27 protein-coding genes, 1 tRNA gene and 1 other RNA gene are annotated in these 25,343 nt (G+C 66.1%); 18 read left to right on the top strand and 11 right to left on the bottom strand.

Annotation, left to right across the window (positions count from 1 at the left end):
* Positions 1 to 49: 49 nt before the first annotated feature.
* Together RPPS3_RS03320 and RPPS3_RS03315 are read left to right on the top strand one after the other, a co-directional pair.
* Positions 50 to 1,375, top strand: coding sequence for a hypothetical protein (locus RPPS3_RS03320; RefSeq protein ID WP_107342832.1), 1,326 nt, complete (start codon positions 50 to 52; stop codon positions 1,373 to 1,375).
* 26 nt (positions 1,376 to 1,401) lie between these two features.
* The gene (locus RPPS3_RS03315) at positions 1,402 to 1,911 is read left to right on the top strand and encodes a hypothetical protein (RefSeq protein WP_107342831.1); all 510 of its coding nucleotides are present in this window, start codon (positions 1,402 to 1,404) and stop codon (positions 1,909 to 1,911) included.
* Between the two features lie 130 nt (positions 1,912 to 2,041).
* On the opposite strand, the gene RPPS3_RS03310 is transcribed toward RPPS3_RS03315, so the two are convergent.
* Both RPPS3_RS03310 and RPPS3_RS03305 read right to left on the bottom strand, forming a co-directional pair.
* Positions 2,042 to 2,118 (bottom strand) — tRNA-Arg (locus tag RPPS3_RS03310).
* Between the two features lie 249 nt (positions 2,119 to 2,367).
* Entirely contained in the window at positions 2,368 to 3,849 is a 1,482-nt protein-coding gene (locus tag RPPS3_RS03305; RefSeq protein WP_107342830.1) for a sensor histidine kinase, read from the bottom strand.
* A 329-nt stretch (positions 3,850 to 4,178) separates the two neighbouring features.
* Here RPPS3_RS03305 and rpmH point away from each other — a divergent pair, with 329 nt between their 5' ends.
* From rpmH to RPPS3_RS03265, 8 genes are all read left to right on the top strand, one after another.
* Positions 4,179 to 4,313, top strand: coding sequence for a 50S ribosomal protein L34 (gene rpmH, locus RPPS3_RS03300; RefSeq protein WP_006609582.1), 135 nt, complete (start codon positions 4,179 to 4,181; stop codon positions 4,311 to 4,313).
* 23 nt (positions 4,314 to 4,336) lie between these two features.
* The gene (gene rnpA, locus RPPS3_RS03295; protein ID WP_011156201.1) at positions 4,337 to 4,678 is read left to right on the top strand and encodes a ribonuclease P protein component; all 342 of its coding nucleotides are present in this window, start codon (positions 4,337 to 4,339) and stop codon (positions 4,676 to 4,678) included.
* A gap of 16 nt (positions 4,679 to 4,694) precedes the next feature.
* Entirely contained in the window at positions 4,695 to 6,560 is a 1,866-nt protein-coding gene (gene yidC / locus RPPS3_RS03290) for a membrane protein insertase YidC (protein ID WP_107342829.1), read from the top strand.
* 82 nt (positions 6,561 to 6,642) lie between these two features.
* Positions 6,643 to 7,293, top strand: coding sequence for a ribosome biogenesis GTP-binding protein YihA/YsxC (yihA, locus tag RPPS3_RS03285; protein WP_107342828.1), 651 nt, complete (start codon positions 6,643 to 6,645; stop codon positions 7,291 to 7,293).
* The gene (locus RPPS3_RS03280) at positions 7,293 to 7,661 is read left to right on the top strand and encodes a DUF423 domain-containing protein (RefSeq protein WP_107342827.1); all 369 of its coding nucleotides are present in this window, start codon (positions 7,293 to 7,295) and stop codon (positions 7,659 to 7,661) included. The genes yihA and RPPS3_RS03280 overlap by 1 nt, the downstream gene beginning before the upstream one ends.
* A gap of 124 nt (positions 7,662 to 7,785) precedes the next feature.
* On the top strand, positions 7,786 to 8,682 hold the full coding sequence (gene argB / locus RPPS3_RS03275) for an acetylglutamate kinase (RefSeq protein ID WP_107342826.1): 897 nt from the start codon (positions 7,786 to 7,788) through the stop codon (positions 8,680 to 8,682).
* A 155-nt stretch (positions 8,683 to 8,837) separates the two neighbouring features.
* Positions 8,838 to 9,839, top strand: coding sequence for a DUF1036 domain-containing protein (locus RPPS3_RS03270; protein WP_434006769.1), 1,002 nt, complete (start codon positions 8,838 to 8,840; stop codon positions 9,837 to 9,839).
* Positions 9,836 to 10,534, top strand: coding sequence for a pyrimidine 5'-nucleotidase (locus RPPS3_RS03265; RefSeq protein ID WP_107342825.1), 699 nt, complete (start codon positions 9,836 to 9,838; stop codon positions 10,532 to 10,534). The genes RPPS3_RS03270 and RPPS3_RS03265 overlap by 4 nt, the downstream gene beginning before the upstream one ends.
* Positions 10,535 to 10,748: 214 nt before the next feature.
* Here RPPS3_RS03265 and RPPS3_RS03260 read toward each other — a convergent pair whose 3' ends face one another.
* Entirely contained in the window at positions 10,749 to 11,048 is a 300-nt protein-coding gene (locus RPPS3_RS03260) for a GIY-YIG nuclease family protein (RefSeq protein WP_107342824.1), read from the bottom strand.
* Positions 11,049 to 11,207: 159 nt separating this feature from the next.
* On the opposite strand from RPPS3_RS03260, the gene dapD reads away from it, so the two are divergent.
* Genes dapD through dapE form a run of 3 tightly spaced genes read left to right on the top strand, consistent with a single transcriptional unit; the run spans position 11,208 to position 13,708 of the window.
* Complete coding sequence (gene dapD, locus RPPS3_RS03255; RefSeq protein WP_107342823.1) at positions 11,208 to 12,053, top strand: 2,3,4,5-tetrahydropyridine-2,6-dicarboxylate N-succinyltransferase; 846 nt, start codon at positions 11,208 to 11,210, stop codon at positions 12,051 to 12,053.
* An 18-nt stretch (positions 12,054 to 12,071) separates the two neighbouring features.
* The gene (locus RPPS3_RS03250) at positions 12,072 to 12,545 is read left to right on the top strand and encodes a DUF805 domain-containing protein (RefSeq protein WP_107342822.1); all 474 of its coding nucleotides are present in this window, start codon (positions 12,072 to 12,074) and stop codon (positions 12,543 to 12,545) included.
* Complete coding sequence (gene dapE / locus RPPS3_RS03245) at positions 12,545 to 13,708, top strand: succinyl-diaminopimelate desuccinylase (RefSeq protein WP_107342821.1); 1,164 nt, start codon at positions 12,545 to 12,547, stop codon at positions 13,706 to 13,708. The genes RPPS3_RS03250 and dapE overlap by 1 nt, the downstream gene beginning before the upstream one ends.
* Before the next feature lie 138 nt (positions 13,709 to 13,846).
* Here dapE and truA read toward each other — a convergent pair whose 3' ends face one another.
* The 3 genes from truA to def form a co-directional block, all read right to left on the bottom strand.
* Positions 13,847 to 14,584 (bottom strand): tRNA pseudouridine(38-40) synthase TruA, encoded by a 738-nt coding sequence (gene truA, locus RPPS3_RS03240; protein WP_107342820.1) that lies wholly within the window; start codon positions 14,582 to 14,584, stop codon positions 13,847 to 13,849.
* 112 nt (positions 14,585 to 14,696) lie between these two features.
* Positions 14,697 to 15,632: a methionyl-tRNA formyltransferase gene (fmt, locus tag RPPS3_RS03235; RefSeq protein WP_107342819.1), complete on the bottom strand. Its 936-nt coding sequence runs from the start codon at positions 15,630 to 15,632 to the stop codon at positions 14,697 to 14,699.
* 78 nt (positions 15,633 to 15,710) lie between these two features.
* Positions 15,711 to 16,238 (bottom strand): peptide deformylase, encoded by a 528-nt coding sequence (gene def / locus RPPS3_RS03230; protein WP_107342818.1) that lies wholly within the window; start codon positions 16,236 to 16,238, stop codon positions 15,711 to 15,713.
* Positions 16,239 to 16,387: 149 nt separating this feature from the next.
* On the opposite strand from def, the gene RPPS3_RS03225 reads away from it, so the two are divergent.
* Together RPPS3_RS03225 and RPPS3_RS03220 are read left to right on the top strand one after the other, a co-directional pair.
* Entirely contained in the window at positions 16,388 to 17,590 is a 1,203-nt protein-coding gene (locus RPPS3_RS03225; protein WP_107342817.1) for a DNA recombination protein RmuC, read from the top strand.
* Positions 17,591 to 17,789: 199 nt separating this feature from the next.
* Positions 17,790 to 19,166 carry an AmpG family muropeptide MFS transporter gene (locus RPPS3_RS03220; RefSeq protein ID WP_107342816.1) on the top strand — a complete coding sequence of 459 codons (1,377 nt, stop codon included), beginning with the start codon at positions 17,790 to 17,792 and terminating at the stop codon, positions 19,164 to 19,166.
* Between the two features lie 16 nt (positions 19,167 to 19,182).
* Here the strand turns inward: RPPS3_RS03220 and RPPS3_RS03215 are convergent, their stop codons facing one another.
* The 5 genes from RPPS3_RS03215 to ffs form a co-directional block, all read right to left on the bottom strand.
* Positions 19,183 to 19,611: a hypothetical protein gene (locus RPPS3_RS03215; protein WP_107342815.1), complete on the bottom strand. Its 429-nt coding sequence runs from the start codon at positions 19,609 to 19,611 to the stop codon at positions 19,183 to 19,185.
* Positions 19,612 to 19,630: 19 nt separating this feature from the next.
* Positions 19,631 to 20,233, bottom strand: coding sequence for a recombination mediator RecR (gene recR / locus RPPS3_RS03210; protein WP_011156185.1), 603 nt, complete (start codon positions 20,231 to 20,233; stop codon positions 19,631 to 19,633).
* Positions 20,234 to 20,336: 103 nt separating this feature from the next.
* Positions 20,337 to 20,657, bottom strand: coding sequence for a YbaB/EbfC family nucleoid-associated protein (locus RPPS3_RS03205; RefSeq protein ID WP_107342814.1), 321 nt, complete (start codon positions 20,655 to 20,657; stop codon positions 20,337 to 20,339).
* 21 nt (positions 20,658 to 20,678) lie between these two features.
* Positions 20,679 to 22,550, bottom strand: coding sequence for a DNA polymerase III subunit gamma/tau (locus RPPS3_RS03200; RefSeq protein WP_107342813.1), 1,872 nt, complete (start codon positions 22,548 to 22,550; stop codon positions 20,679 to 20,681).
* Positions 22,551 to 22,735: 185 nt separating this feature from the next.
* An RNA gene (gene ffs / locus RPPS3_RS03195) (signal recognition particle sRNA small type) lies at positions 22,736 to 22,832 on the bottom strand.
* Between the two features lie 177 nt (positions 22,833 to 23,009).
* On the opposite strand from ffs, the gene RPPS3_RS03190 reads away from it, so the two are divergent.
* The 3 genes from RPPS3_RS03190 to RPPS3_RS03180 are packed head-to-tail and all read left to right on the top strand — an operon-like array spanning position 23,010 to position 25,301.
* Positions 23,010 to 23,429 carry an HIT domain-containing protein gene (locus RPPS3_RS03190; RefSeq protein WP_107342812.1) on the top strand — a complete coding sequence of 140 codons (420 nt, stop codon included), beginning with the start codon at positions 23,010 to 23,012 and terminating at the stop codon, positions 23,427 to 23,429.
* Between the two features lie 4 nt (positions 23,430 to 23,433).
* Complete coding sequence (gene nudC / locus RPPS3_RS03185; protein ID WP_107342811.1) at positions 23,434 to 24,366, top strand: NAD(+) diphosphatase; 933 nt, start codon at positions 23,434 to 23,436, stop codon at positions 24,364 to 24,366.
* Entirely contained in the window at positions 24,363 to 25,301 is a 939-nt protein-coding gene (locus RPPS3_RS03180) for a sugar kinase (RefSeq protein WP_107342810.1), read from the top strand. Before nudC ends, RPPS3_RS03180 begins: the two co-directional genes overlap by 4 nt.
* Positions 25,302 to 25,343: the final 42 nt, after the last annotated feature.

Raw genomic sequence — 25,343 nt, 5'->3', positions numbered from 1 at the left:
CGGCGGCCTGCTGCGTTGAAGTCATAACCCTGCCTTCAACGAGCCCGTCATGATGCCGACCTCCCCTTCCGCCAAGCTCACCGAACTGCTGCAAAAAACCGGGCTGCGGCTCGGGACGTCGCAGCGGCGACGGCTGGACTGGCTGGCGGATCGCACGGGTCCCGCACGAGTGCAACGTCCGGGCGAAGCGCTGGACCGCGACGCCGGGCTGTTGATCGTCACCGAACCCATGAGCGGCGCCGGCGCCGAGCTGTTCTGCAGCGCCCTGCCGCGGGATTGCGTGGTGGTGCTGCCATTCGGGGAAAATCCCGATTTCGATTTCCTCAAGTCCAAGCTGACCGAGTTCGGTACCGTCGGCCCGTGCGGCGCCGACGGGCCGCACGAAATGTGGTGGGGCGGAGTGGGCAACGCCGAGACGCTCGCGGCCGATGCGTCCGAGACAGCCCGGCCTCGGATCGTGTCCTGCTATCAGCACGGCTGCGACGATCTGATCTGGCCGCTGCAGCACGCCGCTCAGTCGCTCGGCCTCGCCGCGCACATCAGCCCGCTGATGAGCGAATGCGACGACCGTCTTCTCGCTTACGAGAAGGCCGAGTTCATCCTGCAGGCCTGGGAGCAGTTTCCCGAACCGCTGCTCTATATCGAGGCCGGCGCGTTGTTACAGGCGCCGCCGCTCCTGCCGGCGCAGCTCGAATGCGACGTTGCCCTGCACCGATGGAATCGCTGGGAGCTGTCGGCGCGGACCTTGTATTTCGGCCGCTCAGAAGCAGCGCAGGCGCTGCTTCTCGGCTGGCGACGGCTGGCCAAAGCCCATCCTACCGTCTGGGACGGTTATCTGCTCGACCAGGCCTGGAGCCTCGCGCTGTCGCGCAGCGCACTCGACACGGTGTGGCTGCCGCGCAGCTATCACACGCTGCACGGCGATCCGGCGCAGCCATCGGCGACGATCGTCCACGACCTGCCCGGCACCTCGGCCGATCTCGGCCCCGATCCCGGCTTCGCATCGCTGGTACGTACCGCACGCCGCGCCGGCCGCACCGGCGGACGTGACGCGCTGGTGGTGATGACGTCACATCAAGCCTCCGGCGACGGCGTTGCGGTGATCCTGCGGGACATCGCGGCCGCGGACAGCCGGGTGGTGGCCACAACGGTCGAGACCACGACGAGCGCCTTCGCAGCCGACAATGGCGGATTCGGCCGGCTTGAACTGATGCTGTGCGCCTGGCGGGATGAGGTCGACTTCGCACGTGAAGCGGCAACGTCGGCGCGGTTGCGCGTCGCGGAGATCGTGCCCGGCCAGCCGATCCCGCACGACTTCTTCGCCAAGCTCGATCGGCAAGATGCCGAAACCCCTTCCCTGATTGCCCGCGGCTAGGTCGCCTTCACCTCCAGGAGCTCGTCATGCTGAAAAACCTGATCCTGTTCGCCGCCAATGCCGAACACCGGCCGGCGCTCGCCGCGCTGCTGCGCGAACACAATCCCGGACTGACCGTCAGTGATGATCTCGAACTCTGCGATCTGGAGCAGCTCGAGCCCGAGGAATTGCAGGAGTCGCGACTGATCTGTTTCGGCGGCCCGCTAACGCTGCAGAGCGATGTGGTGAAGCAGATCGGCCACGGCGCCTATCAGTTCTACTACGCGCCACTGCAGTACCCGGGGCTGGCGCCGAGAACCGCCCAGCAGGCCGAAGATGACGGCCCGTGCGTTTCGGTGATCGCGCAAACGATCGGCGACGCCGCGCCGTTCGATCAGATCCTCGACATCGAGACCGTCACGCTGCCGCCGAACATCGAGGCCCCGCAGCGCGATCTGATCGCCTTCACCCGCCTCGCCCGGATGTTCTGGCGCCTATCGCACGCCATCGCTTGCGAAAGCATGCCCGCGGAGCCGCGCAGCACCCGTCTCAACTGAGAGACCTATCCGGACGTTCGGACGCAGGTCGGCGCGCTGGGCCGCACGACCCGCGCTGCGCTGGACAGCGCAAGCGCGATTGCACAGCGTGTCGCCGCCTAATCAAATATCGAGTTCGGAAAAATTTGAATGGCGCGCCCGAAAGGATTCGAACCTCTGACCCCCAGATTCGTAGTCTGGTGCTCTATCCAGCTGAGCTACGGGCGCGTCTGCCGCGGGCTCGCTGGGCGTTAAGGCCTGGAGCCGCTGGCGTTCCGCAGCGGCGAAGCGCTGCGAAGGCCGCCATAGCTAGCGGCTCCGGTTCGGATTGGCAAGCGCCCCGGCTGCTCTTTTCTTACGGATTGACGACGCTGCGGCCGTCCTGGGGATTATCAGCGGCAAAGGCAGCCTGCGACCATGTCAACGCGCGCCCGCGCGGACGACCGCTGGGCTCGAAAAATCTTCAATTGTAGAGAGTTAGGCGCGAGCCCGTTCGCTGCGCAGGCTGTGCAGATCGACAGGGCGGTCGGGGATCGAGATCCGGAAGGTGGCGCCGATCGTGCCTTCCACCAACTTGATCTCGCCGCCATGGGCCCGCACCAGCTCGGCCGCGATAGCGAGGCCGAGGCCCGAACCGCCGGCGCGAACCGAGCCGTGAAATGCCTCGAACAGGTGATCGCGCGCCTTCTGCGGCACGCCGGGGCCGGTATCCGACACCTCGAGCACCGTCACCGAGCCTTCCCGGCGGCCGGTGATGCGGATCTGCTGCAGGTTGGCGTCGTTGTTGCGCGGCTGGCCTTCCAGCGCCTGGGCGGCGTTGCGCACCAAGTTGAGCAGCACGCGGAACAGCTGATCAGGGTCGGCATCGATGGTCAAACCGCGCTCGATCGCGCTGACCCAGGTGACCGACGCATCGTCGGCGAGCCCTGCGGTTTCGCGGACGTCGTTGACCAGCGGCTCGATCAGGATGCTGCGGCGGTCCGGCGCCGCTTCCTGGGCGCGGCCGTATGACAGCGTCGACTGGCAGAACGCGATCGCACGCTCCAACGAGCGCACCAGCTTCGGCGCGAACCGCTGCACCCGCGGATCCGGCACGCTGGAGAGCTGATCCGACAGAAGTTGCGACGACGCCAGCAGATTGCGCAGATCGTGGTTGATCTTCGACACTGCCAAGCCGAGCGCAGCGAGACGGCTCTTCTGATGCAGCATCGACACCAGGTCGCGCTGCATGTCCGACAATTCGCGCTCAGCAAGACCGATTTCGTCGCCGCGCGGGCCGGGCACCACGATCGAAGCCGGACTTTCCGGGTCGCGGCGGAAATTGACCATGTTGGCGGTCAGGCGCCGCATCGGCCGCACGAACAGGAAATGCAGCGCCAGATAGATCAGCGCCGTGGTCAGACTGGTGATGGTCAGCGACACCAGCAGCAGATTGCTGGAGAACCGATACATCGCATTGCGCAGCGGCGCAGCGTCGATCACCACCTCGATAAATTCGGCATTGCCCTCGGCCGGGCCGACCACGCGGATCGTCGGATTGCCGCTTTCCAGCATCACCACGAAAGAATCCAGGATCGCGCCCCACGGCGTGACGTTGCGCATGTCGACGACATGGTCGATCTTGGTCGGCAGGTTCGAGCTGGCGAGCAGCCGGCGCTGCTGGCCCATCTTGATCGCCACCGCCCGCGCTTCGATCGAGTCGAGAATCTGCTGGGCGAGGGAATCGGGCACCCGCCCCGACGGCGATGCATCCAGCACCAGCGCCGCGGTGTTGGCGGCGGCGAGGCGGTCGTTCAACCGGTTCAGCCGATAGTTGGCGATCGACGGCACGTAGATCAGGATTTCGGCGATCAGAACCAGCGGAATCGTCAACAGCAGCAGCTTGCCGGACAGCCCAATTTTAGGCTCCAGGCCGCGCCGCCACGCGTGCGTCTCCGGCTGTTTGTCCGCTGCCTGCACCGATTGTCGCCCTCGGCCCGCTCCTCACCGCCCTGTCGGGCCGGAATCGTGACAATATTTAATGTCAAGATGCTCCTTTGCCAGAAGCAGGTCAAATTACCGTTTCCTCATTCGTGAAGATGAGCGCGCGGTTTCGATACGTCCAAAGCAGTGCGGGGTGCAATTGACGAGAACAGGACGCTCCCGTATAAGCCGCGCCAACTGTCCGCGATGGCCCGGCTCTGCCCGGGGCGGTTCATTATTGGGCTGCATCCGGCTCATTCGTGAGCCGACATCTTCGGGCTTACCCACCACTTATGAATAACTGACCCGGCGACGGAGAACGACCCGTGAAGCGGACTTATCAACCCAGCAAACTGGTGCGCAAGCGCCGTCACGGCTTTCGTGCCCGTCTCGCCACCACCGGTGGCCGCAAGGTGCTGGCGGCGCGCCGCGCCCGCGGACGCAAGCGTCTGAGCGCCTGATCGGGCTTGCCCGGGACCTGTTGATGGAGCGGTTACGGCAGCGGGCGGATTTCATCGCCGTTGCCGGCGGGCTGCGGATCAACGGACCTGCCTTCGTGCTGCAGAGCCTGCGCCGCGAAGACCAGGGCCCGATCCGGGTCGGCTTTACCGTCACCAAGAAAATCGGCACCGCGACCGAACGCAATCGAATTCGACGCAGACTGCGCGAATTGGTGAAGCGGACGGATCGCGGTTTTCTGCTGCCGCACAGCGACTATGTGCTGGTCGGACGCCGTGCGGCGCTGAGCCGCGACTTTGCCGTCATGCTCGGCGATCTGCGCACCGCGCTCGAGCGGGTGGCGCGGCGCTCTCCCAAACCCGCGTGAGTGACGAGACCCGACGATGTCCGACAATCGCAACACCATCCTCGCCGTCGTTCTGTCGGGCCTCGTGCTGCTCGGCTGGCAATACTTCTTCAACATCCCGCAGATGGAGAAGCAGCGCGCCGCCCAGCAGGCGCAGCAGCAGGCCGCCAAGCAGCAGGCCGAAACCCAGACGCCGGGTGCGGCGCAGCCGAGCACGACGCCGGCTTCGCCCGGCGCGCCGGGCGCCGCTCCGGCCAGCCCGCAGCCGGCCGCCGCCCCGACCGTCAGCCGCGAAGCTGCGCTCGCTGCCGGGCCGCGCATCAAGGTCGAAACGCCCCGTCTGGCGGGTTCGATCGCGCTGAAGGGCGCCCGGATCGATGATCTGGCGCTGACGCAATATCGCGAGACGGTCGATCCGAAGTCGCCGCCGATCGAGCTGTTCTCGCCGTCGGGCAGCGCTCGTCCGTATTATGCCGAATTCGGCTGGGTCGGCGCCGCCGGCGCCAGCGTCAAGCTGCCGGACCACAACACGGTGTGGGAGCAGGAAGGCACCGGCGCCCTGACCCCGGCCACTCCGATCACGCTGAAATGGGACAACGGTGAGGGCCTCACCTTCCGCCGCCAGATCACCGTCGACGACCGTTTTCTGTTCACCGTCAAGGACGACGTCACCAACACCGGTGGCGCTCCGGTGACGCTGTATCCGTTCGCGCTGATCTCGCGCCACGGCACGCCGCATGTCGAAGGCTATTACATCCTGCACGAGGGCCTGATCGGCTATCTCGGCGACCAGGGCCTGCAGGAATACAGCTACAGCAAGATCGACGAAGCCAAGTCGGTCGGCTTCAAGGCGACCAATGGCTGGCTCGGCATCACCGACAAGTACTGGGCGTCGGCGCTGCTGCCCGACACCAGCGCCCAGCTCCAGGCGCGGTTCTCGGCCAACAAGGTCGGCAACGTCACCACCTACCAGACCGACTATCTCGAAGACGCCCGCACCGTTCCGATCGGCGGCACCGTCACCGCGAACGCCCGGCTGTTCGCCGGCGCCAAGGAAGCGCGGGTGGTCGGCATCAACTTCCCGTTCGCCGGTCTTGGCGGCTACGACCGCCAGCTCGGCCTGAACCACTTCGACCTGCTGATCGACTGGGGCTGGTTCTACTTCATCACCAAGCCGATGTTCCTGGCGCTGGACTTCTTCTTCCATCTGGTCGGGAATTTCGGCGTCGCCATTCTGCTGGTGACGGTGCTGGTCAAGCTGCTGTTCCTGCCGCTCGCCAACAAGTCCTACGCCTCGATGGCGAAGATGAAGGCGATCCAGCCGCAGCTTGCCGCGCTCAAGGAGCGCCACCCCGACGACAAGGTGAAGCAGCAGCAGGAAATGATGGAGATCTACCGCAAGGAGAAGATCAATCCGGTCGCCGGATGTCTTCCGATCCTGCTGCAGATCCCGGTGTTCTTCTCGCTGTACAAGGTTCTGTTCGTCACCATCGAAATGCGGCACGCGCCGTTCTTCGGCTGGATTCACGACCTCTCGGCGCCGGATCCGACCAACATCTTTAACCTGTTCGGCCTGATCCCCTACGATCCGACCGCGATCCCGGTGCTCGGCCACTATCTGGTGCTCGGCGCCTGGCCGCTGGTGATGGGCTTCACGATGTGGTTCCAGATGAAGCTGAACCCGCAGCCGCCGGATCCGACCCAGCAGATGATCTTCGCCTGGATGCCGGTGATCTTCACCTTCATGCTGGCGCACTTCCCGGCCGGTCTCGTGATCTACTGGGCCTGGAACAACACTCTGTCGGTGGCGCAGCAGGCCTTCATCATGCAGCGCAACGGCGTGAAGGTAGAGCTCTTGGACAATCTGAGATCGACCTTCAGCAAGAAAAAGAAGACGACCTGACCTTCACGTTATTCCGGGGCACCCGCCCCGGAATGACGACCCTGCCGGGCGCAGATTCGCGCCACTCCTGGACTCTCGCCGCATGACCGACGCCATCGATCCCGACTTGATCGAACGCGGCCGCAAGATGTTTGCCGGCGACTGGCATTTCATCTGGGCGTCGCCGTCGATCGAAACGCTGCCTCCGATGGGCAGTGTGGAGGTCGCCTTCGCGGGCCGCTCCAATGTCGGCAAGTCGAGCCTGATCAACGCGCTCACCGGCCGCAACGCCCTTGCCCGAACCTCACACACCCCTGGCCGGACTCAGGAGCTGATCTTCTTCGAAGGTCCGCCGAATGCCGGGCTGCGGCTGGTCGACATGCCGGGCTACGGCTACGCCGCCGCCTCGAAGGCCAAGGTCGCGTCCTGGACCTCGCTGATCCACCACTTCCTGCAGGGCCGCGCCACGCTGGCGCGGGTCTATGTGCTGATCGACGGCCGCCACGGGCTGAAGGACGTCGACCTCGACATCCTGAAGACGCTCGATAAGGCCGCGGTCAGCTATCAGATCGTGCTGACCAAGGCCGATCAGGTCAAAGCCGCCGAGCTCGCCGAGCGGGTGACCGCAACCCTCGCGGCGCTGGCGAAGCACCCTGCGGCGTTCCCGGAAGTGCTCACCACCTCCTCGCGCACCGGCGCCGGAATGCCAGAATTGCGGGCGGCGATGATCCGCCTGCTCGACGAGCGGCGGTGATGAACGCCCTGCTCCGCCTGCCGATCGTGATCGCCGGGCTGTACGGCGCTGCTGGTGTCGCCCTGGCGGCGGCGAGCGCGCATCTGCCGGATGCCAGCCGGCTCGGTCCGGCCTCTTCGATACTGCTGTTTCATGCCTGCGCGATTTCGGCGGCCGTGCTGCTGGTCGAGCGCGGTATCGCCCACCGGATTGCCGGGCTGGCGGCGACGTTCGGCTTTGTGCTCGGCACTGGGCTGTTCGCCGGAGCGCTGACGCTGCTGCAGTTCACCGGCCACGGCCTGTTTCCGATGGCGGCGCCGACTGGTGGCTCAGTGTTGATCGGAAGCTGGCTCCTGCTCGCGGTCGCCGCGCTGTGGCCACGACGCTAGAGCGAGTCCGGGCGGCGGATTCCGCCCCTAGGATCGGCCGCGCCGAAGTGCTAGCGATCTGTCCCGCCGCAACGGCCCCGGAATTGCTCGTTCAGATCGTCCCTTCAGCTCGAAAGACCGCTTCATGACCGACGTGCCCGTCATCAGCCCGCTCGATCAGGCCCGGATTCTGTCCGAAGCGCTGCCGCACATGCAGCGCTACGACGAAGAAACCATCGTCATCAAATACGGCGGTCACGCCATGGGCGCCGAGGACACCGCCAAGGCATTCGCGCGCGACATCGTGCTGCTCGAGCAGACCGCGGTGAACCCGGTGGTGGTGCATGGCGGCGGCCCGCAGATCGCGCAGATGCTGAAGCGCCTCGGCATCAAGTCGGAATTCGCCGCGGGGCTGCGCATCACCGATGCCGCCACCATCGAGATCGTCGAGATGGTGCTGGCCGGCTCGATCAACAAGCAGCTCGTCGGCTACATCAACGAGGCTGGCGGCAAGGCCGTCGGCTTGTGCGGCAAGGACGGCAACATGGTGTCCGCCACCAAGGCGACGCGGACCATGGTCGATCCGGATTCGCGGATCGAAGAGGTGATCGACCTCGGTTTCGTCGGCGAGCCGGAGAAGGTCGACCTGACCCTGCTCAACCAGCTGATCGGCCACGAGTTGATCCCGGTGCTGGCGCCGCTGGCGACCTCCGCGTCGGGCCAGACCTTCAACGTCAATGCCGACACCTTCGCCGGTGCGGTTGCCGGTGCGCTGCGGGCCAAGCGCCTGCTGCTGCTGACCGACGTGCCGGGCGTGCTCGACCAGAACAAGAAGCTGATCCCCGAACTGTCGATCAAGGACGCTCGCAAGCTGATCGCCGACGGTACCATCTCGGGCGGCATGATTCCCAAGGTCGAGACCTGCATCTACGCGCTCGAACAGGGCGTCGAAGGCGTCGTCATTCTCGACGGCAAGGTCCCGCACGCAGTGCTGCTCGAATTGTTCACCAACCAGGGCACCGGCACGCTGATCCACAAGTGATGCGGGGCCCGCGCTTTAATGGCGTTATGCCCGGCCATGCGTTCGGGCCTCATCCTGAGGAGCCCGACGCGCCCCGTAGGGCGGCGTCGGGCGTCTCGAAGGATGGCCGCGGGTCCGCATGGTTCGAGACGGCGCGCAGAGCGCGCCTCCTCACCATGAGGTCGTGCAGGTGGCAGGCGATCTTCGCGGCTGGCTTTTTCGCCTTGATTGGTAGCACGACCGCACACGCCGACCTCAAGCTCTGCAACCGCATGAGCTACGTGGTCGAGACGGCGATCGGGGTCGATTCCAACGGCACTACCGCGTCGCGCGGCTGGCTGCGGATCGATCCGGCGCAATGCCGGGTCGTGGTGCAAGGCGCGCTCAATGCCGACCGCATCATGCTGAATGCCCGCGCACTGCCGGTGTACGGCGTCTCGCCGTTGCCGCAGAACGGCACCGACCGGCTGTGCATCGCCGAGGACAATTTCGTCATCGCCGCCGCGCGGCAATGCCGCGGCGGCCAGACGCTCGCCGCCTTTACCGAGATCAAGCCCACCGACACCGAGGACGGCAACAAGATCGCGTATCTGGCGGAAGACTCCGGCTACGACGACGAACAGGCCAAGCTCGCCGCGATCCAGCGGCTGCTGGTGATCGCCGGCTACGACGCCTCGCCGATCGACGGCGTCGACGGCCCGAAGACACAGGCCGCACTGTCCGCCTTCCTCAAGAGCCGAGGCCTGAAGCCCGAGATCGTCGATGCGCCGGATTTCTTCGACGTGATGATCAAGGCGGTGCAGCAGCCGTCCGGCAGCGGGCTGACCTGGTGCAACGACACCAAGTACAAGATCATGGCGGCAGTCGGCGAAGACGACGGCAAGACTGTCACCAGCCGCGGCTGGTACGGCGTCGCGCCCGGCCAATGCCTGCGCCCCGACCTCGGCGCTCAGCCGAAGCGGGTGTTCAGCTTCGCCGAAGCGGTCGACGGCAGCGGCAGGCCGGTCACCATCAAGGGCCGAGCGCTGAACTGGGGCGGTGGCATGACGCTGTGCACGCGGGACAGCAAGTTCGAGATCGGCGAGCAAGGCGATTGCGCAGCGCGCGGCCTCGCCGCCACCGGCTTCGCGGCCGTCGATCTGAGTAGCGGTAAGACATTGAGGTTGTCCGCCCCATGATGCAGCTCGGCAAACGCGGCTTCGATCACGTCGAGACCTGGGTGTTCGATCTCGACAACACGCTGTACCCGCATCACCTCAACCTATGGCAGCAGGTCGATGCGCGGATTCGCGACTTCGTCGCCAACTGGCTGAAAGTTTCGCCGGAAGAGGCCTTCCGTATCCAGAAGGATTACTACAAGCGCTACGGCACCACGATGCGCGGGATGATGACCGAGCACGGCGTCCACGCCGACGACTACCTGGCTTATGTCCACGCCATCGACCATTCGCCGCTGCAGCCGAATCCGGCGATGGGCGATGCGATCGAGCGACTGCCGGGCCGCAAGCTGATCCTGACCAACGGCTCGACCGCGCACGCCGGCAAGGTGCTGGAGCGGCTCGGCATCGGCCATCATTTCGAGGCGGTGTTCGACATCATTGCGGCCGACCTCGAACCGAAGCCGGCGCCGCAGACCTACCGCCGTTTTCTCGACCGCCATGGTGTCGACCCGGCCCGGGCCGCGATGTTCGAAGACCTCGCCCGCAACCTCACCGTGCCGCACCAGCTCGGCATGACCACCGTGCTGGTGGTGCCTGACGATAGCCAGGACGTGGTCCGCGAAGACTGGGAACTCGAAGGCCGCGACGCCACCCACGTCGATCACGTGACCGATGATTTGACAGGGTTCTTGGGAAAGCTGAGTTCGCTGTAAGCCGCAACGCCTCCACAGCCTCGATCGTCATCGCCGCCGGATGCAAGGCGGCCAGGTATTGCAGAGCGCTCGCGATCTTCCGTCCAATGCCCTGGGATACTGGATCGCCCGGACGAGCCGGGCGACGACGTGGAAGAGAGATGACGTGGCGTCACCACATCCCCCCGCCGTCATCGCCCGCGCAGGCGGGCGATCCAGTATTCCAGAGCGCCGGTCAGGGCGGACCGGCGATCTCCGGGTACAGATCATTCCAATCCGGATTGTGCTGCTCGATCAGTCTGATCTTCCAGTCGCGCGGCCATTTCTTCAGCCGCTTCTCGCGCCGGATGGCGTTCTCGACATCATCGAACACTTCGAAATACACCAGCCGGTCGACGCCGTAGCGCAGCGTGAAACCCTCGACCTCTTTGGATTTGTGCTCGGCTGTGCGACGGACGAGGTCATTGGTGACGCCAACGTAGATCGTCCCGCCGATTCGATTGGCCAAGATGTAGACGTAAAACTGACGCGACATCGGAGACCTCCCAGACGGCCCAATGCTCTAGGATACTAGATCGCCCGGACAAGCCGGGCGATGACTTGGGGGTCGCGGCGGCGCCTTGACTCCGACCCGGCGAATCCGGACAACACTCCGCAAAACTCTCCCTGAAATCAGCCTCCCAAGGACCCGTCGATGCCGCTCACCGCCCTGGAATCTACCATCAATGCCGCCTTCGACGCGCGCGACACCGTTACCGCGGCAACGCAGGGCGAGATTCGTCAGGCCGTCGAGGACGCGCTCGATCTGCTCGACCAGGGCAAGGTGCGGGTGGCGCAGCGCGACGACTCCGGCACCTGGACGGTCAATCAGTGGCTGAAGAAGGCGGTGCTGCTGTCGTTCCGGCTCAACGACATGGGCGTGATCGCCGGCGGCCCCGGCGGTGCCAACTGGTGGGACAAGGTGCCGTCGAAGTTCGAGGGCTGGGGTGAGAACCGCTTCCGCGAGGCCGGCTTCCGCGCCGTGCCGGGCGCGATCGTGCGCCGCTCCGCCTTTATCGCCAAGAACGCGGTGCTGATGCCGTCCTTCGTCAATCTCGGCGCTTACGTCGATGAAAGCACCATGGTCGACACCTGGGCGACCGTCGGCTCCTGCGCCCAGATCGGCAAGCGCGTCCATATCTCGGGCGGCGCCGGCATCGGCGGCGTGCTCGAGCCGCTGCAGGCCGGCCCGGTGATCATCGAGGACGACTGCTTCATCGGTGCCCGTTCCGAAGTCGCCGAGGGCGTGATCGTCCGCAAGGGTGCGGTGCTGGCGATGGGTGTTTTCCTCGGCGCCTCGACCAAGATCGTCGACCGCGAGACCGGCGAAATCTTTGTCGGCGAAGTGCCAGAATATGCCGTGCTGGTGCCCGGCACCCTGCCCGGCAAGCCGATGAAGAACGGCGCCCCCGGCCCGGCCACCGCCTGCGCAGTGATCGTCAAGCGCGTCGACGAGCGCACTCGCTCCAAGACCTCGATCAACGAGTTGCTGCGGGACTGACACCTGTAGGAGGCGCGAATGGACTGGACCACGCTGTTCTTCAGCTTTCGAGGCCGGATCAATCGCGCCAAATACTGGCTGGTCGGACTGATCTACGTCGCCGCCTGGATGGTGTTCACCGTGCTGGCCATCGCCTGGCTCGGCGGCGTCGATCCCGAGCAGCTGTTCCGCTTCGCCGGCGGCGCGCTCCTGATCTGGTTGATCGCGATCGCACTCGGCCTTGCCGCCACCTGGTCGGGCCTCGCCACCGGCGTCAAACGACTGCACGACCGCGACAAGAGCGGCTGGTGGATTCTGCTGTTCTGGTTCGGCCCGAGCCTGCTTGGCGGCTCCAACCAGACCATGGAAGACAGCCCCGTCAGCCTGGTGCTGGCACTGATCGGGCTCGGCATCGCGATCTGGGGCTTCGTCGAACTCGGCTGCCTGCGCGGCACCCGCGGTCCTAATCAATACGGCCCCGATCCTCTGGAGCCGCAAGGCACGCTGACCTGATGACCTCGACTCCGACTGCGCTTTCGATCGCCCAGGACCTGCTGCGCTGCCCCTCGGTAACTCCGGCGGACGCCGGCGCACTCGATGTGTTGGAGACGCTGCTCAAGGGCGCAGGTTTCACCGTGCATCGCGTCACCTTCTCGGAGCCGGGCACCGCCGACATCGACAATCTGTATGCGCGGGTCGGCGACGGCGCGCCGCATCTTTGCTTTGCCGGCCACACCGATGTGGTGCCGCCAGGTGAAGCCAGCGCCTGGACTCACGGCGCATTTGCCGGCGACGTGGCAGACGGCCTGCTGTACGGCCGCGGTGCGGTCGACATGAAGGGCGGAGTCGCCTGCGCGGTGGCGGCGACGCTGGACTATCTGGCGGCGATCGGCGGCAAGCCAAAGGGCTCGATCTCGTTCCTGATCACCGGCGACGAGGAAGACGTCGCGGTCAACGGCACCGTCAAGCTGCTGCAATGGGCAGCCGAGCGCGGCGAACAATTCGATCACTGCATCGTCGGCGAGCCGAGCAATGTCGAGGCGATCGGCGACACCATCAAGATCGGCCGCCGCGGCTCGCAATCCGGTGTGCTGATCGTCGATGGCGTCCAGGGCCACGTCGCCTATCCGCACCGCGCCGCCAATCCGGTGCCGGACATCGCCAGGCTGATTACCGCGCTGAGCGACGAGCCGCTCGATGCTGGCTCGGCGCAATTCCAGCCATCCAACCTGGAATTCACCTCGGTCGATGTCGGCAATACCGCCACTAACGTGATCCCGGCACAGGCGCGCGCCAAGTTCAACATCCGCTTCAACGATCACCACACCCAGGAGACGCTGAAGGCGCTGGTCGAGCAGCGGCTGGCGGCCGCCTGCGGCAACCGCATCCGCGCCCGGATCGAATGGTTGCCGTCCAACGCCGACGTGTTCGTCACCAAGCCCGGCGCCTTTACCGATCTGGTCGGCGCCGCGATCGCCGAAGTGACTGGCCGCAACCCCGATCTCAACACCGGCGGCGGCACCTCCGACGCACGATTCATCGCCAAGTACTGCCCGGTTGTGGAATTCGGCCTGGTCGGCCAGACCATGCACCAGATCGACGAACGCACGCCGGTCAGCGACCTCGACAAGCTCACCGCAATCTATCGCGGCGTGCTGGAGAGATATTTCGCCTGACCCTCCCCGTCATTCCGGGGCGCGAGCACAGCTCGCCAACCCGGAATCCCGAGATTCAAGGCACCGTTACGTTCGCTACAACATCGGGATTCCGGGTTCGCGCGTTTCACGCGCGCCCCGGAATGACAGCCGCACCGCTTAGTAATCCACCTGCATCAAATACAGCCCCTCTGGCGGCGCGACCGGGCCGCAGGCAGCGCGCTTCCGCGCGGCGAGCGCCGCGGCGAGGTCGTCCGCGGTCCAGCGGCCTTCGCCGACCCAGACCAGCGAACCGACCATCGAGCGCACCTGACTGTGCAGGTAGGAGCGGGCATTGGTGACGATATCGACCGCATCGCCGTTCCGGATCACATCGAGCACATCGAGGGTCTTTTCGGGCGAGGCGGCCTGACACTCGGTGTCGCGGAAGGTGGTGAAGTCGTGCTTGCCGATCAGCACCTGCGCAGCACGGTGCATCGCGTCGGTATCGAGTGGCTTCGGCACTCGCCACACTTTGCCGATGTCGAGCGCCAGGTTGGAGCGGCGGTTGGCAATGCGATAGCGATAATGCCGCCTCACGGCCGAGAACCGCGCTTCGAATGTGTCCGGCACAATTTCGGCCGCCAGCACAGCAACCGGGTTGGGACGCAGATGGGCGTTCAGCGCGTCGCGGAGCTTGTCGGCGCGGAACGGCTTCGGAATATCAACATGCGCGACCTGCCCCAGCGCATGGACACCGGCATCGGTGCGGCCGGCGCCATGCACCCGCACGGCCTCGCCGCAGGTCGCCAGCGCTGCCGCCTCCAGTGCGCCCTGCACCGACGGCAGCGCCGGCTGCAACTGCCAGCCACAAAACGGCGCGCCGTCATATTCGATGGTGAGTTTGTAGCGGGGCATGACCCTATTTGGTGTCATTGCCGGGCTTGACCCGGCAATCCATCGTTCAAGAGAGATTTGTTTCGAGGATGGATGCGCGGGTCAAGCCCGCGCATGACGCTGTGCAATAGGCTCAGCCAACCACCCGCACACCCTTCGCGATCGGCGTGCCGCGCAGAAATTCTTCAGCGGTCATCGGCTGCTTGCCGGCGCGCTGCAATTGCGCGATTCGGATCGCGCCGTCGTCGCAAGCAATCGTGAGATCATCGCCGATCACTTCGCCCGGCGTGCCACGCCCCTCGGCGAGCGCGCAGCGCAGCACCTTGATCCGTACCGGCTGACCTTCGATCGGCAGTTCGCACCACGCGCCCGGAAACGGCGACAGGCCGTGGATGTGGCGCAGCACCGCGCGCGCTGGCTTGGCGAAATCGATCTTGGCTTCGGCTTTGTCGATCTTGGCCGCGTAGGTGACGCCGTCTTCGCTTTGTTTGGTGAGTTGCAGCCCGCCGCGCTCCAGCGCCGCCATCGCCCGCACCATCAGATCGGCGCCGAGCCGGGCGAGCTGATCATGCACGTCGGTGACCGTCATGGCATCGGTGATGGCGATCCGCTCGGCCATCGCGACATCGCCGGTGTCCAGCCCGGCGTCCATTTTCATCACCATCACGCCGGTCTCAGCGTCGCCGGCCATGATGGCACGATTGAGCGGCGCGGCGCCGCGCCAGCGCGGCAGCAGCGAGCCATGCAAATTGTAGCAGCCGAGCTCGGGCGCATCGAGAATGGCCTGCGGCAGGATCATGCCATAAGCGACGACGACGGCCGCATCCGCCTCGTGGGCGCGGAAGTTCGCCAGCGCCTCATCGGTGCGCAGCGTCTTTGGAGTCAACACGGGCGCCTGCAGCCGGTGCGCGGCGAGCGCAACCGGCGTCTCCTGCAGCTTCATGCCCCGACCGGCCGGCTTCGGCTCGCGCGTATAAACCGCAGCGATGTCGTGGCCATGGGCCGCCAGAGCCAGCAGCGTCGGTACCGCGAACTCGGGCGTTCCCATGAAGACGAGGCGAAGCGGCATGGCGTCAGAGTCCCGGACAGGTCTGGGCGACGGAGGGCCGAGCGTCGCAACGCGTCGGCCGATCACCTGCGCGCACGCTCAGACGTATTTAATGCCGCGCTTGGCAGCCTTCTCGAACTTGCGGATCACCATCGCGCGCTTCAGCTTCGACAGGTGATCGACGAACAGCACGCCGTTGAGATGGTCGATCTCGTGCTGGATGCAGGTCGCGAACAGGCCGTCGGCGTCCTCTTCCTTAACGTTGCCGTCGAGGTCGGTGTAGCGGATCCGGACCGTCTTCGGCCGTTCGACCTCGGCGTAGTATTCCGGGATCGACAGGCAGCCCTCCTCGTAGACGTTCATGTCCGACGAGGCGCCGATGATCTCCGGATTGATGAAGGCGCGCGGATCGCTTTTGCCGTCGCCTTCCTTGCGGACGATATCCATCGTGATCAGCCGCACCGGCTCGGCGATCTGGATCGCCGCCAGCCCGATTCCGGGGGCCTCGTACATGCTCTCGAACATGTCGTCGGCGAGCTTGCGGATCTCGGTCGTCACCTCGGTGACGGGCTTGGAGATCTCGCGCAGCCGTTTGTCGGGCAGAATGATGATTTCGCGTAGGGCCATGGCGGCGATTTAAGCGGCGCCGACGTTGCGGTCAATCCGGGACCGACCGGAGCTTCTGCCACTTTCGGCGCGGCCTGCCTTAAAGGTCTGTTCAGCGTCGCGTTCTATCTTCGTTCTTGATGGCTGTGCAATCTGCTACACCGGCGGCGATGGACCAGATTCTGTTCAGGCTCGGCGAAGTGCCCGTCAGCCTCGGCATGGCCGCCGTAGCTTTCGCCGCACTCGCGCTGGCCCTGCTCGCGATCATCGCCATATTGGTCGCCCGCGGCAGCGCCGCGCGGCGGACCGCGGAGATCGATCAGCGGCTGGCGGTGTTGATGCGGGCCCAGCACGAGGCCAACGGCCGGGTCGATGCGATGGGCCGGGCGCTTGCCGGCCGTCAGGCCGAAATGGCGCGGGCGATGAGCGAACGGCTCGACAGCGTCACCCACCGGTTCGGCCAGTCGCTGACCCAATCGACCCGTTACACCATGCAGAGCCTGCAAGCGCTGCACGAGCGGCTCGGCATCATCGACCGCGCCCATGACAACCTCACCGAACTGACCGACCAAGTGACGACCCTGCGCGACGTGCTCGCCAACAAGCAGGCACGTGGCGCGTTCGGCCAGGCGCGGATGGAAACGATCGTGCAGGACGGGCTGCCGAAGGGCTCGTTCGCGTTCCAATACACGCTGTCGACCGGCAAACGGCCGGACTGCGTGGTGCTGCTGCCGGATCAGCGGCCGCTGTGCATCGACGCCAAGTTTCCGCTGGAAGCGGTGACGGCGCTGCGCGAGGCGACCACCGAAGAAGCCAAGAAGGCCGCCGCGCAGCGGCTGCGCACCGACGTGATGCGCCATGTCGACGACATCGCGTCCAAATACCTGATCCCGGGCGAGACCCAGGACACCGCGCTGATGTTCGTGCCGTCGGAGTCGGTCTATGCGGAGATCCACGACGGCTTCGACGACGTGATCCAGAAGGCCTACCGGGCCCGCGTCGTGCTGGTGTCGCCGTCGCTGCTGATGCTGGCGATCCAGGTGATGCAGCAGATCCTCAAAGACGCACGGATGCGCGACGCCGCCGATCAGATCCGCACCGAGGTGCTCAGTCTCGGTGACGATCTGGCGCGCTTGCGCGAGCGCGTCACCAAACTGCAGACCCATTTCGGCCAAGTCACCGACGACGTCCGCCAGATCCTGATCTCCGCCGACAAGATCGAGCGCCGCGCCGCTCGGATCGAGGAGCTCGACTTCAGCGACTCGGCCGCCGAGTCCGCATCGACCCCTGCCCCCGAAGCTTCGTTGGCACCCGACCGCGCCGATCTGTTCGCCTCGCGCGCCTTCAAGATTGACGAAGTCGCGCCGAGCTGAGGCCGCGCCACGCAACCCGCCGTCATCGCCCGCAAAAGCGGGCGACCCAGTATCCCAGAGCCTTCGTGGCTCAGCGGCGGCATTGTCCAGCATGGCCTCGTGCTTCACACAAATCATGGTGAGTACTGGTTCGCCCGGACAAGCCGGGCGATGACGGACTTTGATGCCCGGCTTCCGTCGAATCTGCTACCAACCACACATGAATGCTCCCGATCCCGCGTCGAATCCCGAGGCGCCGTCGCAAGTAGCCGTCACCAAGCCGAGCTGGCGCGAGGCGATGGCGGTGTATCTGCAGCCGCGGGTGCTGGTGGTGCTGTTTCTCGGCTTCTCCTCCGGCCTGCCGCTGGCGCTGTCCGGTTCGACGCTGCTGGTGTGGATGCGCGAATCCGGCGTCGATCTCGGCACCATCGGGCTGTTCGCACTGGTCGGCACACCCTACACGCTGAAATTCATCTGGGCTCCGCTGGTCGACGCGCTGCACGTGCCGCTGTTCACCCGGACGTTCGGCCGGCGCCGCGGCTGGCTGGTGTTCGCCCAGCTGCTGCTGATCGCCGCCATCCTGGTGCTAGCATTCGCGGACCCGGCGAAGTCGCCGCTCTACGTCGCGATCGGTGCGCTGCTGGTTGCCACCACGTCGGCCACCCAGGACATCGTGGTCGATGCCTTCAGGGTCGAAAGCCTGCCGGAACAAGAACAGGCCGCCGGCATGGCCGCCTATGTGGCGGCGTATCGCATCGGCATGCTGGTCTCGACCGCCGGCGCGCTGTTTCTGGTCAGCGCCTACGAATCCACCGGGCGGACCCGGCTGGAATCCTGGATGTGGGGCTATGTGACGATGGCCGCGATGGTGCTGATCGGCACCGTCACGGCGCTGCTCGCCACCGAGCCGGAGCAGTCGGCGCGAGCCGAAGCTGCAACCAGCGGCGAGAGCGCATTCCGCCGCGTCACCCAGGCGGCGATCGGCGCATTCTCCGAATTCCTCGGCCGCAAGGATGCATTCGCGGCGCTGGCTTTCGTGGTGCTGTTCAAATTCACCGACGCGTTCTCCGGCACCATGACGGCGCCTTTCGTGATCGACCTCGGCTTCACCCGCAACGACTATGCGGCGATCGTCAAAGGCGTTGGACTCGCCGCAACGCTGATCGGCGGCTTTGCGGGCGGCTTCGTGGCGCGGCGTTATTCGCTGGCCGCCAGCCTGTGGATCGGCGGCCTGCTGCAGGCGGTCGCCAACCTGTCGTTCTCGTGGCTCGCCGTGGTCGGCGTCGATCAATGGGCGCTGGCGCTGGCGATCAGCGCCGAGAACTTCACCAGCGCGATCGGCACGGTGATCTTCGTCGCGTATCTGTCGGCGCTGTGTAAGAATCCGCTGCACACCGCCACCCAATACGCCCTGCTGACCGCGCTCGCTGCGGTCGGGCGGACTTATTTGTCGTCGGGTGCCGGGTATGTGGCCAAGGCGACCGGATGGCCGGCGTTCTTCGCGATCTGTGTCGTGGTCGCGATCCCGAGCCTGTTGCTGCTGGCGTGGCTGCAGCGCCGCGGGCATTTCGCGGCGCTCGGTCCGGTGAAGGTCTGACGGATCGTCCCGCCGATTACTTCAGCAGGCTCCACTTGGTCACCACGGCTTCGCTCATCTGGCCGGGCTCGTTGGCGCAACTGACCGACTCGATCTTCAGCGCAACCTGCTTGCCGCGATGGGTCTTGAGCTGCGACGCCTGCGCTTCGTCGGCCGGCACGATCTGGAAGGTCTCCGGCCCGTTCTCGAGATTGCACAGGCCTGCTGGCGCCGGCAGCCGACGCGGCTCGCTGACGAGCTGATACACCGGCCCGTTCTTGCCCTTGGCCCGGGTCTTCAGCGCATTCAGCTCACCGCTGAGCACATCGCCGACGCGAAGCGCGGTCGGCTTCGGCAACGCCGCCTGCGTCCCGCCCTGCTGCGCATCTTGCGCGGACACCCCGGAGGCAACGAGCGTCAGGGCAAGCGCGGCAATCGTCGGGAGCGTGAAGCGTGGCTGAGTCATCAGGTCCAATCCGGTTGGGTCAGAACAAAGTGCGCTGTCGCATCGCCGCCGACAGCGTCCCTTCGTCGAGATAGTCGAGTTCGCCACCGACCGGCACGCCGTGGGCGAGCCGGGTCACCTTGACGTTGGCGTCCTGCAAGAGGTCGGTGACGTAATGTGCGGTGGTCTGGCCATCGACGGTGGCGTTGAGCGCCAAAATGATCTCGGCGACGCCGGGATCATGCGCCCGCTTCACCAACGCATCGATCGTCAGATCCTCGGGACCGACGCCGTCGAGCGGCGAGAGCGTGGCCCCCAGAACGTGGTACCGGCCGTTTGTGGCAGAGGCGCGTTCGAGCGCCCACAAATCCGCAACGTCGGCCACCACCACGATGATCGAGGAGTCGCGGCGGGGATCGGTACACACCGTGCACGGGTTCTGCGAGTCGATGTTGCCGCAGGTGCTGCAGACTTCGATCTTGTCGATCGCGACCTGCAAGGCCGAGGCGAGCGGCGCCATCAGCGCGTCGCGCTTCTTGATCAGATGCAGCGCGGCGCGCCGCGCCGAGCGCGGTCCCAATCCGGGCAGCCGCGCCAGCAACTGGATCAGACGTTCGATCTCGGGGCCTGCGGCACCGGCCATCGGGACTCCGTCTCCGTGGGTTGATCAGACGCGACGACGCAACGCTTCGCCACTCTCATTGCCGAGACGGGCGTCTAAGGCGCGAATCGAAAGGCGAGAAAGACTAGCCCAGGCCGAGCCCGGGCGGCAGGCCGAGGCCGCCGGTCAGCGCCTGCATCTTCTCCTGCATCGCGGCTTCCGCCTTGCGATGGGCGTCGCCATGCGCCGCCACCAGCAGATCTTCGAGCACTTCGCGCTCCTCGGGCTTGATCAGCGACGGATCGATCGAGATGCCACGCACCTCCATCTTGGCGCTCATCCGTACCTTGACGAGGCCGCCGCCCGACAGGCCCTCGACCTCGATCTGGTCGAGCTCGGCCTGCATCGCCTTCATCTTCGACTGCAGCTGGGCAGCCTGTTTCATCATGCCGAGAAAGTCAGCCATGATCGGTTTCCTTTCAGATCGCTAATCGTCGTCGTCAATTCGCTCGGAGGGATCGTCCATATCAGACTCGATCTCCACCGGCTCGGGGGCGAGGCGCCGCACGGTCAGCTTGGCGCCGGGAAATCGCGCCAACACTTCCTGGACGCGCGGATCGTTCTCCGCCGCACGCTCGCGTTCGTTCTGCTGCGCCTCGTTCTGCTTGCGCAGCGTCGGCTGGCCGGGCTCGTTGGACACAATCACGGTCCAGCGCCGGCCGGTCCATTGCTCGAGCTTGCGGCCGAGATCGTTGATCAGGCTGCGCGATGCGCTGGGCTCCAGCGCCAGTTCGAGCCGTCCGTCCTCGATCCGCACCAGCCGCACGTCGGCTTCGAGCGCCAGACGGGTCATCACGTCGCGCTTCTCGGAAGCCAGTGCGACGAGCTGCGGAAACGTCGTGATCTTCAGCGCCGATGATTCGGGCTCTGGCGCCGGCGCGCTGACCGGCGAGCGCGCCGTGCTGTCGAGGCCGCCGCGCAACATGGTCGGCGCGGGCGCGGCACTCATGGTCGGTGCGCTGCGCGGCATCGCCGCGCTGGGAGCGGACAGAGCTGGGGCTGACGCCAACGCAGCGGACGCACCGCCGCGACCGCCGCTGCCACCACCGCCGGCGATCGCCGGCGCATCACCGCCGCCGCTCTGCTCCAGCATCCGCAGTGCTTCATCGGGCGTCGGCAGATCGGCCGCATAGGCAATCCGCACCAGCACCATCTCGGCCGCCGCGGCCGGGCGGGTCGCGCCCTGCACCTCGGCAATGCCCTTGAGCAGCATCTGCCACATCCGCGACAGCACCCGCATCGACAGCTTGGTGGCGAACTCACGCCCGCGCACCCGCTCGGTCTCGCCGAACGCGACATTGTCGGCGATCGCCGGCACGATCTTCACGCGGGTGACGAAATTGACGAACTCGGCGAGATCGGAAAGCACCACCACCGGGTCAGCGCCGGTGTCGTACTGGTCGCGGAATTCGGCGAAAGCGGCGGCGATATCTCCCCGCGCCAGCGCATCGAACAGTTCGATCACGCGGGTGCGGTCGGCGAGGCCGAGCATCTGCCGCACCGCGTCGGCGCGCACCAGGCCGGCCGCGTGCGCTATCGCCTGGTCGAACAGCGACAGCGAATCGCGCACCGAGCCTTCGGCCGCACGGGCGATGATGCCGAGCGCTTCCGGCTCGACCTCGACGCCTTCCTTCTGGGCGATATTCGACAGGTGATTCATCAGCACGTCGGCTTCGACCCGGCGCAGGTCGAAGCGCTGGCAGCGCGACAACACGGTCACCGGCACCTTGCGGATCTCGGTGGTGGCGAACACGAATTTGGCGTGCTCCGGCGGCTCCTCCAGCGTCTTCAGGAAGGCGTTGAACGCCGCCGTCGACAGCATGTGAACTTCGTCGATGATGTAGACTTTGTAGCGCGCGCTCGCCGGCGCATAGCGCACGCTGTCGTTGATCTGGCGGACATCGTCGACACCGGTGTGCGAGGCGGCGTCCATCTCCAGCACATCCATGTGCCGGCTTTCCATGATCGCCTTACAGTGCACGCCGTGCACCGGCATGTGGATGGTCGGCCCTTTCACCGAACCGTCCGGCAACTCGTAATTCAGCGCCCGGGCGAGGATGCGCGCGGTGGTGGTCTTGCCGACACCGCGGACGCCGGTGAGAATCCAGGCTTGCGGAATACGGCCCGTATCGAACGCGTTGGAGACGGTGCGGACCACCGCTTCCTGGCCGATCAGATCATCGAAGCTGTTGGGACGATATTTCCGCGCCAGCACCCGATAGGCGCCGGCCGGCGCGCTCGCGCTGCCCGGCTGCTCGGGAGCAGCGGACGGCGTCGCGGAAAGGCCAGAGTCACTCATCGGTCGGTCCGCAATGCTGCGTTGGTGGGGCCGGATTGCGGAAGGGAGCGGGGCGGTCGCGACGGGGCAGGATCATGCGGCTGGCCCGGAACACCCCTTACACCGGACCGGCATCCGCCGGTCCTGACCCACCTTCGTCCGGCCGTGGCGCCCCGAATGCCAGGGCAGCACGGCCGAAAAATGAGGTAGGAGACTGACGAGCGACCCGATCCAGACCTCGTTAGGGCTGCTTCCTTCCGGACCTGACCCGGTTGGCGAGAGGCTCGTCCACCGCCAATCTCCCGGTCCCTATTTGGCGCCAAACCGACCCGAATGCAAGTCGCTGGTCCCGCCCTTGGACCTTCGACTAGGTGGCGCTTCCGCCGGTCCGGACGGCTTGGTATGACTGCGAGGCGGCCTCGCGGCCGTCCCCGCCACAGACAAGAGCCCACGCTTCGCTAACGGGCCGATGGAACCGCAATGTCCCCCTCCGACTGGTCGCTGAGCTCCCGGCTCGAACAAGACACCATCAATATCGGCGATCTGCCGCTCAGCCGCGTGCTGGTGATCAAGGACGCACATTACCCCTGGCTGTTGCTGGTGCCGCGCCGGCCCGACGTCAGCGAGATCATCGACCTCGACGAGGTGGCCCAGGCGCAGTTGATGACCGAGATCGCCCGCGTGAGCCGGGCGCTCAAAGAGGTCACCAAATGCGATAAGCTCAATGTCGCAGCGCTCGGCAATCTGGTGCCACAGCTTCACATCCACATCATCGCGCGGCGCTCCAGCGACGTCGCCTGGCCGCGGCCGGTGTGGGGCGTGATGCCGCCGCTGGCGCACGATCCCGAAGAGGTGCAGCAGTTCATCAATCTGCTCCGCCGCAAGATCTGGCTGAGCTGAGCCGATGAGCACGCCCTTCCCGCTCGGCCAGCCCGCTTTCGTCACCCACGTCCTCGACCGCGCCGCGCATCTGCGCGGCAACGACACCAAGCTGATGGCGATGGAGGAACGTGGCGACACCCGCGCCTTCGTGGTGCATCGCGATTCGCTGTTGGTGAAGCACGAACCCGATGGCCCACGGGCCGAGCTGACGATCAAAGAGGCGCTGGCACTCGGCGCCAATCCCGGCACGATCTTCCTCGGCTTGCGCAACGGCGCTGCCGTGTTCGGCATGGGGATCGGCGCCCCGGCTGCGGACAAGCTCGCCGGTCGGCCCGACGCCGGCCTCGTCGAGCTGCGCGGCCTTGCGATGCAGGGCGTGTTGCCGGTCGAACAGCTCTCGGCGATCGCGATGGCGAAGTCGCTGGTGAACTGGCATCAGCGCCACGGCTATTGCGCCAATTGCGGCACTCGTACTGCGATGGCGCAGGGCGGCTGGAAGCGCGACTGTCCGTCCTGCAAGGCCGAACACTTTCCGCGCACCGATCCGGTGGTGATCATGCTGGTGACGCATGGCGACCGCTGCCTGCTTGGCCGGCAGAAGCAATTCCCGGCCGGGATGTATTCGTGCCTCGCCGGCTTCGTCGAGGCAGCCGAGACCATCGAAGACGCGGTGCGCCGCGAGATCGTCGAGGAGTCCGGCATCCTGTGCACCGACGTGCGTTACTACATGACGCAGCCGTGGCCGTATCCGTCGTCGCTGATGATCGCCTGCACGGCGACCGCCACCACCGACGACATCACCGTCGATCGGACGGAACTTGAAGACGCGCGGTGGTTTTCCCGTGACGAGGCGGCGCAGATGCTGAAGCGCGAACATCCGGACGGACTGTTCGGGCCGCACCCGTTCGCGATCGCGCACCATCTGCTCGGCCGCTGGCTGGAGGGACAATCATGAGCGAGACTGCCAAACGCGCGCCGCGCGTGCTGTGCATCGGCATTCCGGTGCGTGACCTCACGTTCCGAATCGAGGCGGTGCCCGGCCGTGGCAACAAGGTGCCGGCCAGTTCGTTCGGCGAGATCTGCGGCGGCAATGCGCTCAATGCCGCGATCGGGATCGGGCGACTCGGCGGCCGGGCGGAAATGTGCGGCCCGATGGGCCACGCGGACGAAGCCGCGGCCCGCTTCATCTTCGACAAGCTGGCCGAGGAAGGCATCGGCTCCAGCGGTCTCATTCATATGCCGGGGCTGGTAACGCCGATCTCGGCGGTGCTGGTCGATCCGACCGGCGAGCGGACCATCGTGACGTTCCGTGACCCCGGCCTATGGAAGGTCGCGCTGCCCGACGCCGACACGCTGCTGAAGGATTGCGACGCGATCCTCACCGAAAGCCGCTGCTCCAGCTTCGTCACGCCGCTGTGCGCGGAGGCTACCCGGCGCGGCATTCCGGTGGTCGTCGACGTCGACAACGCGATGTCGATGAACGACGGACTGCTGACCGCCGCCTCGCATCTGATCTGCTCGGCGGAAGCGCTGCACGGCACCGCGGGCATCGACGACGATGCCGAAGCACTGAAGAAGCTGGCGACGCTGACTCATGCGTTCGTGGCAGTGACCCGGGGCCCGAAGGGCACACTGTGGCTCGACGACAAACACGAGTTTCGCGAGACGCCGGCGTTCCCGGTGCATTCGGTCGATACGCTCGGCGCCGGCGACATTTTCCACGGCGGCTTCACCGTGGCGTTCGGCGAAGGCCAGGACATCGCTCACGCACTGCGATTTGCCTCCGCGGCCGCGGCATTGAAATGCACCCGTCCGGGGGGCGCCTTCGCGTGCCCGAGCCGCGCGGAGGTCGACGAACTGCTGGCAAAATCGCCGGTCGGCGCGCTGTAAGTCATTCATGCTCGAATGATGGGTTGGGCGGCCTGCGCCTTA

Origin of the sequence: Rhodopseudomonas palustris, assembly GCF_003031265.1 — a bacterium.
In the GTDB taxonomy this organism is placed as follows: domain Bacteria; phylum Pseudomonadota; class Alphaproteobacteria; order Rhizobiales; family Xanthobacteraceae; genus Rhodopseudomonas; species Rhodopseudomonas palustris_H.
Note: the sequence above shows the minus strand (reverse complement) of the source record. Positions and strands in the feature narration are given on the sequence as shown.